Genomic DNA, 19,053 nt, shown 5'->3' with positions numbered 1-19,053 from the left:
GCTGGGACATAATTTAAAAAAACTAAATCAAGTCCCAGCCTTTTCAGCAAATTTTTACATTTTTGACCGATGGATCAAATCTGTTACATCTTTAATTATTACTTAGCTTCTGTTGCAGTTCCAGTAATCAAATCAATTGCTTTTTTCATTGTTACGTCATGTCTTAACATGTCTTCAGTCAACACGCGTTTGATTTGTTCGATTGGCATATTGTAAGATTCAGCCAATTCGTTGATTTCTGCAGTGATTTCTTCTTCAGTTGCTTCTAAGTTCTCAGCAGCTGCGATTGCTTCGATTACAAGATTTGTTCTTGTACGCAAGTCAGCTTCACCTTCGAATTGTTTATGCAAATCGTCTTCTGTAGAACCAGTTAATTGGTAGTACATTTCAGGAGAGATTCCTTGACGTTGCATGTTGTTTAAGAATTCATCCATTGAACGGTGAACTTCGTCATGAACCATTACGTGTGGTAATTCAACGATTTCAGCATTTTCAACAGCTAAACGAATAGCAGCTTCATCTTTTGCATCTTCAGCAGCTTTTTCTTTAGCTTCTGTTAATTCTTTACGGATTTTTTCTTTTAATTCTGCTAATGTTGAAACTTCATCATCAACATCTTTTGCAAATTCATCGTCTAGTTCAGGAACTTCTTTTGATTTTACTTCGTGAACAGTTACTTTGAATGTTGCATCTTTACCAGCTAAGTCTTCTGCTTGGTATTCAGCAGGGAAAGTTACGTTTACATCTAAGCTGTCTCCTGATTTGTGACCTACTAATTGTTCTTCAAATCCTGGAATGAATGAACCAGAACCTAATTCAAGTGAGTAGTTTTCGCCTTTTCCGCCTTCAAATGCTTCGTCACCAACGAATCCTTCGAAATCGATTACGACAGTGTCACCGTCTTTTGCAGCTTCATCTTCTTTGATAACTAATTCTGCTTGTGCATCTTGTTCTTGTTTAAGACGTGCATCAACATCAGCATCCGTTACTTCACGGTCTTGTTTTTCAACAACTAAATCTTTGTATTGACCTAATTTAACTTCTGGTTTCACTGTTACTTCAGCAGTGATTGTCCAGTCTTGGCCTTTTTCCATGCTTTCAACGTCGATTTTTGGTTGAGATACTGGATCGATTCCAGCTTCTTTTACAGCAGCTTCATAAGCTTCTGGTAATACAGCGTTCAATGCATCTTCATACAAAGCTTCTTCTCCGTACATACGGTTGAAGACTTGACGAGAAACTTTTCCTTTACGGAAACCTGGAACGTTTAAGTTTCCTTTAACTTTATTAAACGCAACAGTTAGTCCTTTTTGGATTTCTGGTTGCGCAATCGTAAATGTTAAAACACCATCATTTGTGCCTTTTTTTTCAAATGTTGCAGTCATTTATTTCCCTCCGAGTTTTGAAATTCATTTTATACATCAAAAGCGTTTCATGCATACCATTAAATAGTACACTAACGCTTTAAAATTGTAAACATATTGAATAGCCAGAATCCCTGATTTTCACTAGTTTTTTCTTTCTTTTGATGTTTGTTCATTCCTGTCTAAAGAAATTGTTGCATCAAATTTAAGATTTTTTCTCGTTTTGCTAAAAATTTTTCTTTTTCTGCTTCAGTGAAACAGTTTTCTGTTGTTTCTTGATACACATTGATCGTTTCCTCAAACCACTTTGTAGCTTCTCCAACATAAGTATCAAAAACTGGATACGTGATTGCCGCTTGCATCATGAATTCTTCTTTTAACCCTGCACTCAACAATGCATCTTGATTTTCATAAGCTTGGGCTAACTTCTTTAAGCAGCGATAGCTTTTTTGTTCGGCTGGTTTTGGTAAGCTTTGTGGTACGACTTCAATCAATTGCTCATCAATTGTTAAAAACGCTACTGGCTTGCTTTCTCCAACTTGTACTAGAAGCTCTAAAAGTTTTGCGCGAACAAATAAATGGATATCCGTACGGATCAATATTTTTTTCGTTGCTTGGATAAATTCGTGATAAGGTAATTGCTCAAGCTCACTAATCAATGTTAATTGTTCCGTTGGCGACATTTCTGCGATGTTCGCCAATTTCTGATGCGTTTGGCGTATTTTTTGCCTCGCTAATTGTCCAGAAAAGTTTTCTGCTTGCTGGATTTTTTCAATCATTGCATGTTCAAATTGATCCGAAAAATTAGTCGCTGCAATTAATTTGCGTGCATATAACCAATCTTTTGCACCAATCAGTAAATCAAAATAAAAAGTGGCAAATTCTTCTTGCTTCAAATATTCCGCTTCATGGATTACTGCTTGGCTCAAAGCCTCTTGCTTCTCATCTAATTCATATAAGCAATAAACAAGCAAACTGTTTGCTTCAAACGTTGGCTCCAATTCATACGCGCGGGTGAACAATTCTTTTGCTTTTTCCAAATTTTGTTGTGCGAGTGCTTGTTGAGCAACACGCATTAAATTCTCATATTTTTCTGGAAAATCAACTGGTCCAACCATGTCACTCCTCCTAACCTTTTCCATTTTAACAAAACAAAAAAAGCGTGACAATCAAAATTATAATCATCACGAAAGAAAGAATTTTTCAAATTAATTTTTTGATTTTCCTGTATCTTTTAATTTTATCTTCAAAAACAATACTTTTATTTCGCCATTTCATCGCAGCTACTACTCAAAGAAAGACTAGGACATTTTTTGCCCTAGTCTTTCTTCCTTTTAACTATTCTCAAACAAAAATAACAAATTTTAGAAATCAAGCATTTATTTCTTGATTAAATGCTTTGATTAAATTAACTGTTACAACACTCGTATTTGAGAAGTAGTCACCTAAATGTTGTTTTTTCTGACTAAAAATCGTCGGAATGTATCCAATAAAGAGTAATGGAAATTTCAAAATAAAACGACAAGCCGCCTCACGCACCAAAACAGTTGACCAGCTCAATTGCATTTCATCGAAACTGATGACTCGAATGCCGAAAATCATTTTTCCTAATGTCTGCCCATGATTTAATTTTGTCAATAAAACAAAATAACTTAGATAAATCACTAATCCTAAAAAACCATACACACTTAGATAAGAATCATTGATTGTTAGCCAGCCTAAATGGCTCATCACGCCAAGCGTTAAGCGTGTAATTGCACCAATAGATAGCAAATCAATCAAAAAAGCAAAGAAACGAATCCAAAATCCAGCGTAAAAATATGTTGGAAAATCATTCATTTTTTTCTTTTCTGTAGGGCCTTCTGTATATTGTTGCCATTCCGCTTGCTTTTCTTTGATTTGTTCTTCTGTCAGTTCTTCTTTACGAAAAGAATTCAGTACCTTTTGAGAAAATCCTTTATCTGGTCCAACAGCTGGTTGCGGATTCACTTTTGGATCATTTGCTGTTTCAGACTGTTCGTTTATCGTTTGTTTTTCCGGAGTTTCTGTCATTTTATTCACCTCCGTAGTAATACATCGCTTTAGGAGATTCTGCCGTACCAAGATTTTCCAAAACGGACAAAATTTGGTTCGTTTCAGAAGCCTTGATTCCTTGGAACTCTGCTAATTTTGACCCAAACCAAGTACTAGCAAATCCAGTGCCAGAAGCACTATATTCGATTAGCTGTGCATCTTCCAGTTTCTGGTCTTTTCTCATTGCTGCTAGTGCTTCATCTGGAAATGCTAATTCGTCAACCAATCCATTTTCCTTCGCTTGAACACCATCATAAATGCGGCCATCAGCGATTTTTTTCACTTCTGCCTCTGGCATGTCGCGTCCTTCGCTGACTATCGAAACAAAGCGACCATACGCACTATCAATATAAGCTTGTAATACCGCTTGGTCCTCTGCTGTTTCCGGACGAGTGCTTGATCCCATATCTTTCAGTGCACCACTTTTGACTGTTGTGTCTTCTACACCAAGTTTTTCTAATAACCCAGAATAGTTTAACCCAGACATGATCACACCAATTGACCCAGTGATCGTTTCTTCAGTCGCATAAATTTTATCTGCGCTAGCTGAAATGTAATATCCACCACTTGCAGCCATGCTTCTCATACTCACGTACAAAGGAATCTTGCGTTCGCTTTGGATCTTCTTTAGTTCTTTCGCGATTTCAGCACTTTCATAAACGCCTCCTCCAGGAGAATTCACTTCTAAGAAAACGCCTTTGATCGTATCATCTTCTTCGATTTCTTTTAATTGTTTCATAAAATTGTCATGGTCATACCCTTCGGATGCAAAAATACCAGAAGACCCGCCACCTTGAATCGTTCCATCAACAGTTAACTTAACGATTTGTTTGGATTCATCACCAGGTTCAAGAACATTTGCTGTTAAATCATCCTCCCCATACAACAAACGATTAAAACTATCCAACTGGATTTCGTCACTTACAGGTCGTGTCATACTTGAAGCTACCATCGAAACCACTAACAAGCCCGCAGCAATTGCTACAGCGATCCACCGTTTTTTATTCATTTTTTTCTCCTTACTTCACAAGTTTAATATAGATTTTTAATTACGATTACTGCTTCTGTTGCTTCTTCTGCATTCATTTTTTCCGCTTTTTCTTCTAGTGCGTAGCCCGCAAATGCTTCATTGGTCAATTCATCATGAACAACAAATTTTTGTGCTGTTGCCACAGCTACCGCATCCGGCGCTAACTCTTGGATACTGTCCCAACCAGTATCTAAGAAAATTTTTGTTTCATCCGTTACTTCTGGCATCTCTTCTAGTACCTTCAATTGTTTTTTTAACTCACCCAACGTAAGAATTTCTATTTTAGCTTCCATCTTTTCCTCCTATAAATTAGACATCTATGATTGTTTCCATTGTACCGAACTACTAGAAAAGATGATAGTCAATTTCTAATAAAATTCTGACAACTCTTTTTCAAAACTTGGCAATTAGATATATACCAATTATACAAAAAAAGATTTTCATTGACAAACACACCCGATAAAAGTTATTATTTTAAATGTTTCCAAAACTTTTTTGAGAAAAGAGGATAGTAGACCATTAAGGATAGCGCCAGATCTGAATAACCAGATGACGAGGAAAGGGTTTATCGAAAGTTTCGGCGGATGACCCTAGGGAGCTGCACTCTACAGAGTATGAAAAAAACGATTTGTGAGAATCGAACAAAAACATACTCATGCAGTTGGAAACATCAGACAAATTTATTGAAGAAAGTAGGATGTTTTTTTATGTGTGGAATTGTTGGAATGATTGGATTAGAAAATGTTACTCCTGGATTAGTGAATGGATTGGAAAAATTAGAGTATCGCGGGTATGACTCTGCCGGTATTTTTGTTGCAAATGACTCTGCTGATTATTTGATTAAGTCACAAGGACGAATCCAAAATTTAAAAAGTCGATTAACACCAGATGTTACTGGAAGCATTGGGATTGGTCATACACGTTGGGCAACTCATGGCATTCCTTCAGAAAAAAATGCCCATCCCCATACTTCTCAAAGCGGTCGTTTTGTTTTGGTTCACAACGGTGTGATTGAAAATTTTGAAGAACTAAAAGAAACGTATTTAGCTGACCATACATTTATCGGCGAAACTGATACAGAAATCATTGCGCACTTAATTGAAGTATTTGCTAATAATGGATTGTCAACAAAAGACGCCTTCTTAAAAACACTTCAACTAACAAAAGGTTCTTATGCGTTTGGTTTAGTAGATCGCACAACGCCTGATGTCATCTATGTTGCCAAAAATAAAAGCCCTCTATTGATTGGTTTAGGCGACGGATTCAACGTCATCGCCAGTGATGCAATGGCCATGTTAGCTCAAACAAAAACATTTGTTGAAATCGAAGATCAAGAAATGGTTCTTATCACAGCAGATGACGTAATCATTCAAAATTATCAAGGAGATGTAATCACTCGTGATTCTTTTGAAGCACAAGTTGATGCTTCTGACATCGAAAAAGGAACTTATCCTTATTACATGCTCAAAGAAATTGATGAACAACCAATTATCATGCGTAAAATCGCGCAAACGTATGTAACGACTGAAAATCAGATTGCACTTGACCAAGAACTAGTAACAACACTTGCTGACAGCGACCGTATTTATATCGTTGCTTGTGGTACTAGCTACCATGCCGGTCTTGCTGGAAAGCAAGCTTTAGAGACATTGACAGAAATACCAGTTGAAGTCCATTTAGCAAGTGAATTTGGTTATCACATGCCTTTGCTTTCAAGAAAACCCTTTTTCATTTTTCTAAGTCAAAGTGGCGAAACTGCTGACAGTCGACAAGTATTAGTGAAAATCAATCAGCTTGAGCTTCCTTCGTTAACAATTACAAATGTAGCTGGATCTACGTTATCAAGAGAAGCTTCCTTCACTGTTTTATTACATGCTGGACCAGAAATTGCTGTTGCTTCAACGAAAGCTTATACTGCTCAAATCGCTGTTTTAACATTGTTAGCAAAAGCTGTTGGTGATCAAAATAAAAACATGCTTTCTTTGGATTTCGATGTAGCTCATGAACTAAGTTTAGCAGCAAGTGCGATGGAAACAATCATCACTCAAAAAGAATACTTGGAGCAACTGGCTACTATATACTTGAATGATGCACGAAATGCTTTTTATATTGGACGTGGCTCTGATTATTACGTTTCTCTTGAGGCAGCATTGAAATTAAAAGAAATCAGCTATATTCAAGCAGAAGGTTTTGCTGCCGGAGAATTAAAACACGGAACGATTGCCCTAATTGAAGAAGGAACTCCAGTAATTGGAATCATTAGTGATCCTATCACTGGTGCTCATACTCGTGGAAATTTAAAAGAAGTTGAAAGCCGTGGTGCAAACACGCTAGTCATTTCAACCGAAGCGTTAGCAAAAGAAAACGATCAGTTAATTTTACCAACCGTTCATCCATTCTTCACGCCGTTAACAACAGTTGTCCCTACTCAATTACTTGCTTACTATGCGACCTTGTTACGCGGATTCGATGTTGACAAACCACGTAACTTAGCAAAATCTGTAACCGTTGAATAAGATATTCTACTTTTAGTCTCCCCAATCAACGCAAAAAAGAAGTAGCCGTGAATTTCTCACGGCTACTTCTTTTTTTGATAGTCATCCACAAAAGTGAAAAAATACTTTGCATTTTGTGGATGGAACTTTCTTTTAGGAAAGAGCAAAAAAAGGTCAAAACGAAAATCCGCTTTGACTCTTTTTTTCAATTAATCGATCCCAATTTCTGCTTTAACGACTGCAGCAATTTTATCAACATAGTAATTCACTTTTTCATCAGTTGGCGCTTCTGCCATGACACGCAACAACGGTTCTGTTCCTGAAGGGCGAACTAAGATACGGCCTTCCCCATTCATTTCAGCCTCTGCTTCATCAATCACTGCCTTGATTGCAGGAACTTCCATTGCACCATTTTTATCGCTGACACGAATATTCACTAATTTTTGCGGATAAATCGTTACTTCACTAGCAAGCTCTGATAATTTTTTGCCTGTTTGTTTCATAATATTCAACAGTTGAATACCAGATAACATGCCATCACCAGTTGTATTAAAATCTAGGAAAATCATGTGACCAGATTGTTCGCCACCAAAGTTATAGTCATTTTTACGCATTTCTTCCACTACGTAGCGATCACCAACTTGAGTGATTACATCTTTCAAACCGATTCCTTCAACTGCTTTATGGAAACCTAGGTTACTCATAACAGTTGTTACAATAGTATCTTTTTTCAATCGATTTTTTTCTGCTAAATATTTCGCACAGATAAACATGATTTTATCGCCATCAACAATATTTCCTAATTCATCAACCGCAATGATTCGGTCGCCATCACCATCAAACGCTAAACCAACATCTGCACCTTTTTCAACAACCATCTCAGCTAATTTTTCTGGATGTGTTGAGCCGACGCCGTCGTTGATATTCAAGCCGTCTGGTTTTGTTCCCATCGTGTAGAAATCCGTTTCCAAGTCTGCAAATAAACGATTGACAGAAGTTGCTGTTGCTCCATTTGCTGCGTCAACACAAACCGTTAGTCCTGATAAATCACCATTGATTGTTTGGACTAAAAATTGCGAATACTTCAATAATCCTTCTGGAAATTCTTCGACAGTCCCTAATCCTTCAGCAGAAGGTCTTGGTAGCTCATCCGTTGGCGCATCAAGCAAAGCTTCGATTTCTAATTCTTGGTCATCGACCAATTTGAATCCGTCTGCTCCAAAGAACTTGATTCCATTATCCTGTGCAGGATTATGTGATGCAGAAATCATCACCCCCGCACTTGCTTTTTGTAAACGAGTCAAGTAAGCTACACCCGGTGTTGAGATTACACCTAATTGGAAGACTTCAATCCCTACTGATAACAAACCTGCAACTAAAGCCGATTCAAGCATTTGTCCAGAAATACGAGTATCACGACCAACTAAAACTCGAGGACGTTTTCCTTCAACTTCGTGTTGGCTTAAAACATATCCTCCATAACGTCCTAATTTGAACGCTAATTCCGGCGTTAACTCCTTATTTGCTTCTCCACGGACACCGTCCGTTCCAAAATATTTACCCATAACGATTAACTTACTCCTTTAACTTCATTTTCTAAGAAATTTTCCCATTCAATTGTTCGCTTCCATCCATCAGTTTTGGGTTGAATCAACCGTTTCATTCGTCGATTCTTCAGTACTCGAAGTCTGTGTATCTGAACTTGTCGATGTATCTGACGTCGACGATGTGGTCGTTTTCGTTGTGTTTGTTCCAGATTGTGTGGTTGATGAACGATCTGTAGTACCTTCTGAACGTGAAGACGAACTTCTACTTGTCGTTTCTTCTAACACTGGTGTGATTTCAACACTCACTTTTTTTGGCGAAACACTTAACCCATCACTGACCGGGATCTTGTATTCTCTCGTCAAGCGATGTGTAATTCCTGACACGTCGATTGGAACGGCAATGCTATCTCCCAGTTGTTCCAATAACTCACTCGTTCCTGTTACTTCTGCTTCTAGTTTCGCAAAATTAAAGTCATAGCTTTTCACACCATCCGCTCGAACTCCTTGTTGCGTCCCGTAAAGTCGAACCGTTTTTGTCGGTTTGATTGCATCTGCTTGGACTTTCACATTCACTGGATCAGCAATGATACTTAACGCTTCTCCCGCACTGTTTAAAGCTTGCACAGCTACATTACTATTGATACCATCATCTGTCACGTCAGATGCATTGACTTTAGCAACTACTTGATTGATTTCTGCCAACGTTTTATCACCTGTGGTAATCGTCACTTTTTCTGGTGTTTCTGAAACTGTGTCCAATCGATAACCTGCAGGTGTTGTTTCAGATGGTAAGATTGTTGTTACTTCAAAATCTTTTTTCACCCTTTTTTCGATCGTCACCGTGATTGTAGTTGGCTCAACTTTTGCATTCACTGCGCTACTAAGATTTCTGACTCTTAGTGAAACTTCATGGGTTCCTTCGTTTAGCTTAGTTAAATCCGCGCTCAAACGGAATGTTCGCGTATCAATATTTGATTCCGCATTTAACTGAACGCGATTGGCGCTAGTAAGTTTCACTTTTGCCGTAGTGACAAAACCGTGAATATAATATTTTTCAGAATCGTAAGATAACTGAATAGGCACATCACTCACAGTTTGCGTGTAGGATTCAGAACCAGAAAGGACACTTTGAGTTGATTGATTGTTTGCATTGAAATACAAAACAATACTAAACATTAAAGCAATAAATCCATAAAAAATACTGGTTCTTTTTTCTTTTGAGATCATTTACGACCCCCTCCCTTAGTCATGCCATCTAGGAAGGATTGAAGAACATTTTTTCTGTTCTTTGTTTTTTCATCTGCAATCAATTCACGACGCAAGATTGCTAAATATTCTTCTTGAGATAAACCAGTAATCAATTCGTTATCTAAAGTGATACTGACATCTCCTGTTTCTTCAGAGACAACGATCGTAATCGCATCACTGACTTCACTGATACCGACAGCTGCGCGGTGACGAGTCCCAAACTCTTTTGGGATCAACATACTCTCAGATAAAGGTAAATATGCGCTAGCCACTGCAATTTTACCGTCTTTTACAATAACGGCCCCATCATGAAGTGGCGTGTTTGGAATGAAGATATTAATCAGTAATTCCCCCGTAATATCTGCATCTAACGCAATTCCAGTTTCAATATACTCATCTAATCCTGTATGACGTTCGATTGTGACCAATGCACCAATTTTCCGCTTGGACATATATTGGATCGCTTTATCGAATGACAAAATCATTTTTTCATCTTCTTGTTGTTCACTCTTCGTTTGCTTAAATAGCGAACTTCTTCCAAGATGCTCCAATCCGCGACGAATTTCAGGTTGGAAAATGACAACTGCTGCGATAACACCATAGGTAATGACTTGATTCATCAACCAGGATAGTGTATGAAGTCCAATTATTTCTGCTAAAATCCGAATCACGATAAAAATCGCAACTCCCTTTAGCAACTGAATGGCCTTCGTTCCTCTTAACAGCTGGATCAGCTTGTACACTAAGTACCAGACAACCAGAATATCAAGTATGTTCACAAAAAAGTTTAGTGATAAAAAATCACCAGAAAGCATTTGCTGCCAATAATTCAAATTAAAAAGTTCCCCGATTTGAAATGACATAAAAAGCCTCTCTTCTCTTTTGAGATTTCTTTCCTATTATATCATATGTTTGTTCTTTAAAGAGTTTTCTGCCTCGTTTTTCCAGATAAAAACACATTTTTTTCAAGAAAGTTACAATTTATTTTCTTGTCAAAAAAAGACTTGCTAATTTTTACCGTTAAGGTGTCATTAGCAAATCTTTTATTTTATTATTCTTGTTCTTTCCGACGTTTTGCACGTTCTTCGCGTCGTTTCGCTCGTCTTTCTTGCGCTTCAAGATCAACAGGGCGTTCTTTTCGTACACGTCTTTCTTTTTGTTCTTTCTCGGATCTATCCGAAACCGATTCAGGTTCTAACTTCGCTTTGATTTTTTCTAACTCACCAGACATCAATGCATAACTATAAAAGCGATTTTTTGCATCGTGAACAGTTTTTTCAAATAGTTCTTTAGCCATTAGCGGATTTGTATTTTCTAACGAAGAAAAACGAACTTGTTTACGCATAAACTCTGCCATCGTTGAAAAATCTGGTTTTTTATAGTCCAATGTCATTGGATTTTTTCCTTTTTCAAGCAAAGTTGGATTATAACGATACAGTGACCAGTAACCTGAAGAAACAGCTTCTTTTGCTTCCTTGATAGATTCTTTCATTCCACCAAACAAGCCATGCGTGATGCATGGTGTATAGGCAATGATCAGAGATGGTCCAGGGAATTTTTCAGCTTCTTCGAACGCCTTGATTGTTTGCATTTGGTTTGCGCCCGATGCGATTTGCGCAACATAAACATTATTATAAGTCATCGCCATTTTGCCTAAATCTTTTTTCGCTGCATATTTCCCACTAGCAGCAAATTTAGCAATTGCTGAAGCTGGTGTTGCTTTCGATGTTTGTCCACCAGTATTGGAGTAAACTTCATTGTCCAAAACCAAAATATTGACATCTGCCCCGCTAGCAATCACATGGTCGATGCCGCCAAAACCAATATCATATGCCCAACCATCGCCACCAATCATCCATTGGCTATTTTTTACAAACAAATCTTTTTCGCGATAAATCATTGCTAGCTCTGGTACAGTTTGAAGTTCCGCTTCTATTGCAGCTTGAAGTTTTACCGCCCGTTGTTGTGTGCCTTCGCTATCAAACAAATGATTCAACCAGTCTTCCATCAATAGACGTAATTCTGACGAAACTTTTGGTAAAACTTCACTCATCGACTTAGCTAAGGCTTCACGTCGCGTTTGCGCAGCCAATAACATACCATAACCAAACTCAGCATTATCTTCTAATAAGGAATTTGACCAAGCTGGTCCTTGACCGCATTCATTCGTCGTATAAGGCGACGCAGGCGATGCTCCACCCCAAATTGAAGAACAACCTGTTGCATTAGCAATCATCATTCGATCTCCAAACATCTGAGTCAATAATTTCACATAAGGTGTTTCACCACAACCAGAACAAGCACCTGAAAATTCCAATAGCGGTTGATTGAATTGAGTTGATAATACAGTATTTTTTCCTTTAACCGGATTTTCTTTTTGACGTAATGTCATGGCAAACGCCCAATTGACCGCTTGTTCTTTTTGTTCTTCGTAAGGTTTCATCACTAATGCTTTTCCTTTAGCAGGGCAAGCTTCGACACATAGTCCACAACCTGTACAATCTTCCACAGAAACTTGGATCCGATATTTCTGTCCATCTGCCCCTCGCATTTCGCGAACGATGAACCCTTCTGGTGCTTCTTCCATCTCTTCTTCATCTGCTAAAAACGGACGAATTGCTGCGTGTGGACAAACAAATGCACATTCATTACACATAGTACAACGGTCACTGATCCATTCAGGAACTTCAAGCGCTACACCACGTTTCTCAACAGCACCTGTTCCTACTGGCATTTCACCTGCTGTCATTCCATTTCTCACTAACGTTCCTACTGATAATTCATTACCTTCTTGCGCATTCACAGGTACGAGAATTTCTTCTACATAGCTTGACTGTTTACGAGCGACTTTTTTAGGTAATTCAAGGGTTTTCCAGCTTTCTGGAACAGTCACTTTATGAAGAAGTTCCACTGTTCGATCAATCGCTTGCGTATTTTTTTCCACGATCGTCATTGATTTATGACCATAACTTTTTAGCGCTTCTTCTTTTAAAATTGGCAAGACCTCTTCAAAATCAATAATATTGGCTAATTTAAAAAAGGCTGTTTCCATTGCTGTATTGATTCGGCGACCAAGGCCTACTTCTTGTGCAAGTTTCATTGCATTGATTGTATAAAACTGAATGTCATTTTGTGCTAAATATTTTTTTAGTTTTGTTGGTAAATGGGTTTCAAGTTGTGCATCGTTCCAAATCGTATTCAATAGGAACGTTCCGCCAGGTTTCAATCCCTTAACCAAATCATAACTATGCAAATATGCTGGTGTGTGACAGGCGATAAAATCAGCATGCTCAACTAAATAGGTCGAACGGATTGGTGTGTCACCAAAACGAAGATGTGAAACCGTCAAGCCCCCCGATTTTTTAGAATCATAATGAAAATAACCTTGTACATACTTATTCGTATGATTGCCAATGATTTTTATCGCAGATTTATTTGCACCGACTGTTCCATCTGAGCCAAATCCCCAGAATTTCGCTTGATAAGTTGTTGGGTTTGTTAAATCAAGTGTGTCTCGTTTTTCAAGTGAGGTATAAGTAACATCATCAACAATCCCTATCGTAAAGCGTGTCTTCATTTGCGATTTTTCTTTTTGTAATTCGTCAAAGACAGCAACGATTTGATCAGGAGTAACATCTTTTGAACCCAGACCATAACGTCCACCAATAATTGTTGGGCGAATTTCTGCGTCATACATCACACTTTGAACATCTAGTAGTAATGGTTCTCCGCCAGCCCCTGGTTCTTTGCTTCGATCAAGAACCGCAATTGATTTGACCGTATTTGGTAATTTTTCCAGCAAGTTTTTAACGGGGAAAGGACGATACAAATGAATATTCAAAAAACCAACTTTACGTCCGTTTTTGTTTAGATATTCAACTGTCTGTTCAATAGTCTGCGCAACAGATCCCATGGAAATGATGATTTCTTCTGCATCTTCCGCACCATGATACGTAACCAAATCATAATTGGTATTTCTCAATTGATTGATTTCTTGCATATATTTTTGAACGATTTCCGGAAGTTTTTCATAATATTGGTTAATCGTTTCTCGTTGTTGAAAATGGATATCTGGATTTTGATTAGTTCCACTAACTGTCGGATGATTCGGATTCATTGCCCGTTGACGGAATTTCGCTAACTTTTCTTGATTAATCAACGGAGCTAACTCACCATATTCCAATACTTCGATTTTTTGAATTTCATGACTCGTTCGAAAGCCATCAAAAAAATTCATGAAAGGAATTTCTGCTTCGATTGAGGCTAAGTGAGCTACAGGTGCTAAGTCCATTACTTCTTGGACGCTACTTTCTGATAGCATGGCAAATCCCGTTTGTCTAGCAGCCATCACATCGCCATGGTCCCCAAAAATATTTAACGCATTAGTCGTTACTGCTCGACTTGCCACATGGAAAACGCTTGGCAATAATTCCCCAGCTATTTTGTACATGTTTGGAATCATCAATAATAAGCCTTGTGATGCTGTATAAGTAGTCGTCAAAGCCCCCGTTTTCAAGGAGCCATGAACCACGCCAGCAGCGCCGGCTTCTGATTGCATTTCAACAACTTTAACTGGTTGCCCAAATAGATTTTTCTTTCCTGCTGCCGACCATTGATCGACTAATTCTGCCATTGTTGAACTTGGTGTAATTGGATAGATAGCAGCTAACTCGGTAAACGCATAGGAAATATATGCTGCGGCTGTGTTCCCATCCATGGTTTTCATTTTTCGCATTTATCATCATCCTTGTTCAGTTTCTCTCGAGTAATCTGCTTCATTATACCGTAAATTCGATGGGAATAAAAATAAATTTCGAGCATTTATTCACATACTTCAACAAAACGTTATTTTAATAAGAAATATTTTGTGAAATTTTTCTAAAGCAAAACGCTATCTTTTTTTATTTCGAATCGGTAAAATGTATTTGGAGGTGTTTCTATGGATATTTCAGTAATCGATGCAACGAAAACAAACAAAACAACAGGAATTTACTATGGAGATGCAACAGCGCCAAAAACAACGATTGAGTTCCTCAACCTTGCTTGTCCTTATTGTAAAAAATGGTTTGAAGAATCTTTTTCAACTCTCGAATCATCGGTCCAAGAAGGAAAAGTGAATCGCCTAATTAAGCTCTTTGATAAAGAAAAAGAAAGTTTACAACGTGGAAATGTCATGCACCATCACATTACTACTAATGATGGCAAAAAAGCTTTAGTAGAAATCAAACACATTTTTGAAACACAAGAGCAATGGAAGAATCTTTCTTTAGAAGAAGTTGCGCAATACGCAACAGAAGAATTAGGATTGACTTATCAACCTGATATGGAAATGGCAAAAGCAATTATTGATGAAGCAAATACTGCGCACATTCAATTTGTCCCAACGATTTTACTCGATCAAACTATTTTTGATGAAGGAATCGCATTAGATGAATTAACATCTTTACTCAACTAATAAAAAGGTGAACCAAGACGAAATTTCGTCTTGGTTCACCTTTTTTTGGCCGTGCGATCCATCCAATTTTTTCTGGAACACTCACACAGCTTCTTTCCTCAACTTGTCAGCAAAATCATTAATCTTTCGTATTCGGTGATTGATTCCTGATTTTGAAATTGCTCCTGAAGGTATCATCTCACCTAATTCTTTCAAACTAACTTCTGGATGCTGCAACCTTAATTCAGCAATTTCTTGCAACTTCTCTGGTAAAGCATGCAAACCAACTCTCGCTTCAATGAATTCAATATTCTCAATTTGTTTAGAAGCCGCATCGATCGTCTTGTTTAAATTCGCCGTTTCACAATTTACCAAACGATTCACCGAATTTCTCATGTCACGAACGATACGAACATCTTCAAAACGCAACATTGAATTAGTCGCACCAATCAACGTTAAAAAGTCGGCAATTTTTTCTGCTCCTTTTAAGTAGGAAATATAGCCATTACGTCTTTCAAGCGTTCGTGCATGTAAGCCATAGTAATTCAACATGTCACAAATATCTTGATTGTGTTGTTCATAAATGGAAAAAATTTCTAAATGATAACGGCTCGTCTCTGGATTATTTACTGAACCCGAAGCCATAAATGCACCACGTAAGTAAGAACGCATTTTTTGTGCATTTCCCATGATTTCATCGGACACATGGCCATTAAACATCAAGCCATCCATGATATCCAAGTCCATTAATACATTTTTCGTTCCCTGCTTCAAGCGAACGATGTAGACATTATTCTTTTTTAATTTCATTTTTTTTCGAACAAGTAACTCGCTTCGAACATTATAATGATCTTTTAAAAGAGAATAGATACGTCGGGCAATCGCAGCATTTTCTGTTTGAACATTTAAAATGAACTGCTGATTGACGATGCCTAAAGAGCCGTTCATTCGCAACAAAGCAGCAAGTTCTGCTTTTGCATGTTCACGATGAACTTCTAAACCAGTCAACTCTTTTTTTACATCCGATGCAAATGACATTCTATTCTCCTCCTTTCTTTCACAATCCTAATCTAATATTTCGACCCAAAAACTAATCGAAAAAGTTCTTCAACTACTTTTTCACCGTCATGGAACACACCGCCATTCTTCAACTCCAAAAAATCAGTTGAAATGACACGACAGCCTTCATTTCTAAGTCCATTGAAATCATGCTGAACCTGAACAAGATACTCATCATAGACTTCCGGATCCATGTAATCTTCTGGTACTTTTTCTGTATTCACCAACACCGTATCAATAAATTTTTCATGTAAGTGTTCGTGCAACACACGTATGTGATCCGCATCAGTGAAATGCTCTGTCTCACCTTTTTGTGTCATGATATTACAAATGTAAACAACTTCTGCCTTTGTTTTAACGATTGCTTCACCAATCTCGGGAATAACTAAGTTTGGTAAAATACTCGTAAATAGGCTTCCCGGGCCAAGTACAACCATATCTGCTTCAGCAATAGCATTCACAACTTTACGTGCTGCTTTCGCTACTTGATCATCCGTCGTATTTCGCACAAAGACATGGTCAATCGTTTTACGATCTAACGCAATTTTTGATTCACCAACCGCGGTTGTTCCATCTTTAAATACCGCATGAAGTGTCAAAGGTGTTTCAGAGGATGGGTAAATATGTCCATCTACATGCATCATTCTTGACAACAACTGAATCGCATCATAAGTGCTGCCTCTCATTTCTGAAACAGCTGCAATGATCAGATTCCCAATACTATGGTTGGCTAAGAACTGATCCTCTTTCTTAAAACGATATTGAAAAATATCTTCATAAAATTGGGGCATATCAGAAAGTGCAACTAATACATTTCGCAAATCACCCGGCGGTGCCATTGAAATAGATTCACGAATGGCGCCACTACTTCCTCCATCATCTGCCACTGTCACAATTGCGGTTAAGTCAGCTCCTTGATTACGTAGGCTTTTCAAAATCACTGGAAGACCAGTTCCTCCGCCAACGACTACAATTTTTGGTTTTCTAATTCGATAGGTCTTCATATTCAAGAACGATTCACCGTCTCTTTCCGTTTATCTTTGTCACGGTGTGTAACGTTCACTTTATAATTCTCACTTAACGCTTTTGATAAACGCTCTGTTAAAGCAACTGATCGGTGTTGTCCACCAGTACAACCAATTGCAACAGTTAAACTGCTTTTTCCTTCTTTGACATAGCCGGGCAAAATAGTCTCTAATAAATGAAGAAATTGACTATAAAAATCCTCTGTTTCAGTAAATGACATCACATAATCATAAACAGGTTGATCCAATCCGGTTAACGGACGCAACTCTGAGATATAATGAGGATTTGGTAAAAAGCGCACATCCATCACAATATCTGAATCAATTGGTAACCCATATTTGAAGCCAAAAGAAACGAATTCAATTCGGAATCCTTGATCTTCTTGTGTCTTGAACGTATCAATGATTTTTTCCCTTAATTGACGTGGTGTCATCGTTGTTGTATCAATCACAACAGATGCTTGCACCTTTAGTTCATTTAAAATTGCACGTTCTTTACGGATTCCTTCAGTCACTAAACCGTCCATTGCCATCGGATGGGTACGACGAGTCTCTTTGTAACGAGCTACTAATTCTTCATCAGACGCATCTAAGAACAGAATCGACGTGTCAATGAAATCTGTATTAACAATTTCAATCAACATTTTTTGAATTTCTTCAAAGAATGAACGGGAACGTAAATCAACGCCCAATGCCATTTTTGTTACTTTTCCAGATTCTTTGATTAGTTCCCAAAATTTAGGAATCAATCGTGGAGGCATGTTATCGATACAAAAATATCCCATGTCCTCAAAACTTTGTATCGCCACAGTTTTTCCTGCGCCGCTCATTCCTGTAATAATTACGAGTTGTAAATTTTCAGCCATCTTCACAAGCTCCTCTCTCATTGTCTTTTAAATTATATCATTCCGGGCGTATCATCGCTAGCCATATCTTCCCTAATTATGGAATTTTCATGGAAAAATAAGTTTTTCTTACAAAAAACTTGGACCAAATACCACAAATGATGATACTTGCTCCAAGTTTTGCTATCGTTAGCGATTCAATTAATTGTTACTACTGTTTAGAAGACTGTTTCCGAAATTTCTCTGCTAACTCGATTGTTCGATCAGCCAAAATCGATTGTGCGTCTATGACTGGGTACGTATTATCCGAAGCAAATTCTTGCATCAATGATAATTCGGTACATCCCAAAATGATTTTTTCACAGTTTAACCGGCCAACCACTTCTTCTAAAATTTCATAGTATAAAGCTTCATTCAAGTAGTCTGATTCTTTGATATCATGATAAATCAAATGACTGATTTTCGCTTGTAACTTTTCATCAGGAATCACTACATCAAATCCTAATTGTTTTACTTCACGCTCGTAAATCCCTGCCTTCATGCTGCCTTCTGTACCTAACAAGGCTACTGAACCAGTTGTTTGTTGACGAACTAATTCATTGGCCGCTTCTCTTGGCATATGCAAGAGGGGGATAGCCGTTGCTGCTTGTAGCTCATCAAAAAAATAATGCGCTGTATTACATGTCAATACGATAAAATTGGGCTGTAGTAGGTTTTGCTTTTCAATATCATCGAGCAAATAAGGAATTGGATTTTCCTTTTCACGATCCAAAATATAAGCAGTTCGATCAGGCACCGTTGCATGATTGAACAATACATAGTTTAGATATTCTTGGTCCTTAGTTGCATTTGTGCGGTGATTGATCAAGCGGACAAAACTTTCCGTCGCCATTGTTCCCATACCGCCCAAAATACTGAAAAAATTTTCCATGA

General features: G+C 37.8%; 15 protein-coding genes. 2 read left to right on the top strand and 13 right to left on the bottom strand.

Features of this window, described 5'->3' with window-relative positions; translation table 11 throughout:
• Positions 1-98: 98 nt before the first annotated feature.
• The 5 genes from tig to AC4BC3_RS05455 all read right to left on the bottom strand — a co-directional run bounded on the left by tig (position 99) and on the right by AC4BC3_RS05455 (position 4,760).
• Positions 99-1,385 carry a trigger factor gene (gene tig / locus AC4BC3_RS05475; protein ID WP_206908883.1) on the bottom strand — a complete coding sequence of 429 codons (1,287 nt, stop codon included), beginning with the start codon at positions 1,383-1,385 and terminating at the stop codon, positions 99-101.
• A gap of 161 nt (positions 1,386-1,546) precedes the next feature.
• Positions 1,547-2,482 (bottom strand): hypothetical protein, encoded by a 936-nt coding sequence (locus AC4BC3_RS05470; RefSeq protein WP_206908881.1) that lies wholly within the window; start codon positions 2,480-2,482, stop codon positions 1,547-1,549.
• A gap of 253 nt (positions 2,483-2,735) precedes the next feature.
• Positions 2,736-3,416 carry an RDD family protein gene (locus AC4BC3_RS05465; protein ID WP_490467177.1) on the bottom strand — a complete coding sequence of 227 codons (681 nt, stop codon included), beginning with the start codon at positions 3,414-3,416 and terminating at the stop codon, positions 2,736-2,738.
• Between the two features lies 1 nt (position 3,417).
• Entirely contained in the window at positions 3,418-4,446 is a 1,029-nt protein-coding gene (gene sppA / locus AC4BC3_RS05460) for a signal peptide peptidase SppA (protein ID WP_490467176.1), read from the bottom strand.
• A gap of 23 nt (positions 4,447-4,469) precedes the next feature.
• Positions 4,470-4,760, bottom strand: coding sequence for a hypothetical protein (locus tag AC4BC3_RS05455; RefSeq protein ID WP_206908874.1), 291 nt, complete (start codon positions 4,758-4,760; stop codon positions 4,470-4,472).
• A gap of 414 nt (positions 4,761-5,174) precedes the next feature.
• Here AC4BC3_RS05455 and glmS point away from each other — a divergent pair, with 414 nt between their 5' ends.
• The gene (gene glmS, locus AC4BC3_RS05450) at positions 5,175-6,983 is read left to right on the top strand and encodes a glutamine--fructose-6-phosphate transaminase (isomerizing) (RefSeq protein WP_206908872.1); all 1,809 of its coding nucleotides are present in this window, start codon (positions 5,175-5,177) and stop codon (positions 6,981-6,983) included.
• Between the two features lie 188 nt (positions 6,984-7,171).
• On the opposite strand, the gene glmM is transcribed toward glmS, so the two are convergent.
• From glmM to nifJ, 4 genes are all read right to left on the bottom strand, one after another.
• On the bottom strand, positions 7,172-8,527 hold the full coding sequence (gene glmM, locus AC4BC3_RS05445; RefSeq protein WP_206908869.1) for a phosphoglucosamine mutase: 1,356 nt from the start codon (positions 8,525-8,527) through the stop codon (positions 7,172-7,174).
• Positions 8,528-8,596: 69 nt separating this feature from the next.
• Entirely contained in the window at positions 8,597-9,736 is a 1,140-nt protein-coding gene (locus AC4BC3_RS05440; protein WP_490467175.1) for a CdaR family protein, read from the bottom strand.
• A complete protein-coding gene (gene cdaA / locus AC4BC3_RS05435) occupies positions 9,733-10,620 on the bottom strand; it encodes a diadenylate cyclase CdaA (protein ID WP_067484300.1) in 888 nt (295 codons plus the stop codon). Before cdaA ends, AC4BC3_RS05440 begins: the two co-directional genes overlap by 4 nt.
• A 188-nt stretch (positions 10,621-10,808) precedes the next feature.
• Complete coding sequence (gene nifJ, locus AC4BC3_RS05430; protein ID WP_490467174.1) at positions 10,809-14,492, bottom strand: pyruvate:ferredoxin (flavodoxin) oxidoreductase; 3,684 nt, start codon at positions 14,490-14,492, stop codon at positions 10,809-10,811.
• Between the two features lie 204 nt (positions 14,493-14,696).
• Here nifJ and AC4BC3_RS05425 point away from each other — a divergent pair, with 204 nt between their 5' ends.
• Positions 14,697-15,212, top strand: coding sequence for a thioredoxin domain-containing protein (locus tag AC4BC3_RS05425; RefSeq protein ID WP_490467173.1), 516 nt, complete (start codon positions 14,697-14,699; stop codon positions 15,210-15,212).
• 81 nt (positions 15,213-15,293) lie between these two features.
• Here the strand turns inward: AC4BC3_RS05425 and whiA are convergent, their stop codons facing one another.
• The 4 genes from whiA to AC4BC3_RS05405 form a co-directional block, all read right to left on the bottom strand.
• The gene (gene whiA, locus AC4BC3_RS05420) at positions 15,294-16,229 is read right to left on the bottom strand and encodes a DNA-binding protein WhiA (RefSeq protein WP_490467172.1); all 936 of its coding nucleotides are present in this window, start codon (positions 16,227-16,229) and stop codon (positions 15,294-15,296) included.
• A 32-nt stretch (positions 16,230-16,261) separates the two neighbouring features.
• Entirely contained in the window at positions 16,262-17,260 is a 999-nt protein-coding gene (locus AC4BC3_RS05415; RefSeq protein WP_206908861.1) for a gluconeogenesis factor YvcK family protein, read from the bottom strand.
• Positions 17,257-18,141 (bottom strand): RNase adapter RapZ, encoded by an 885-nt coding sequence (gene rapZ / locus AC4BC3_RS05410; RefSeq protein ID WP_206908859.1) that lies wholly within the window; start codon positions 18,139-18,141, stop codon positions 17,257-17,259. Before rapZ ends, AC4BC3_RS05415 begins: the two co-directional genes overlap by 4 nt.
• Before the next feature lie 190 nt (positions 18,142-18,331).
• Positions 18,332-19,051, bottom strand: coding sequence for an amino acid racemase (locus tag AC4BC3_RS05405; protein WP_206908857.1), 720 nt, complete (start codon positions 19,049-19,051; stop codon positions 18,332-18,334).
• Positions 19,052-19,053: the final 2 nt, after the last annotated feature.

The organism is Enterococcus sp. AAFC-DPL-6103 (assembly GCF_058216595.1).
Note: the sequence above shows the minus strand (reverse complement) of the source record. Positions and strands in the feature narration are given on the sequence as shown.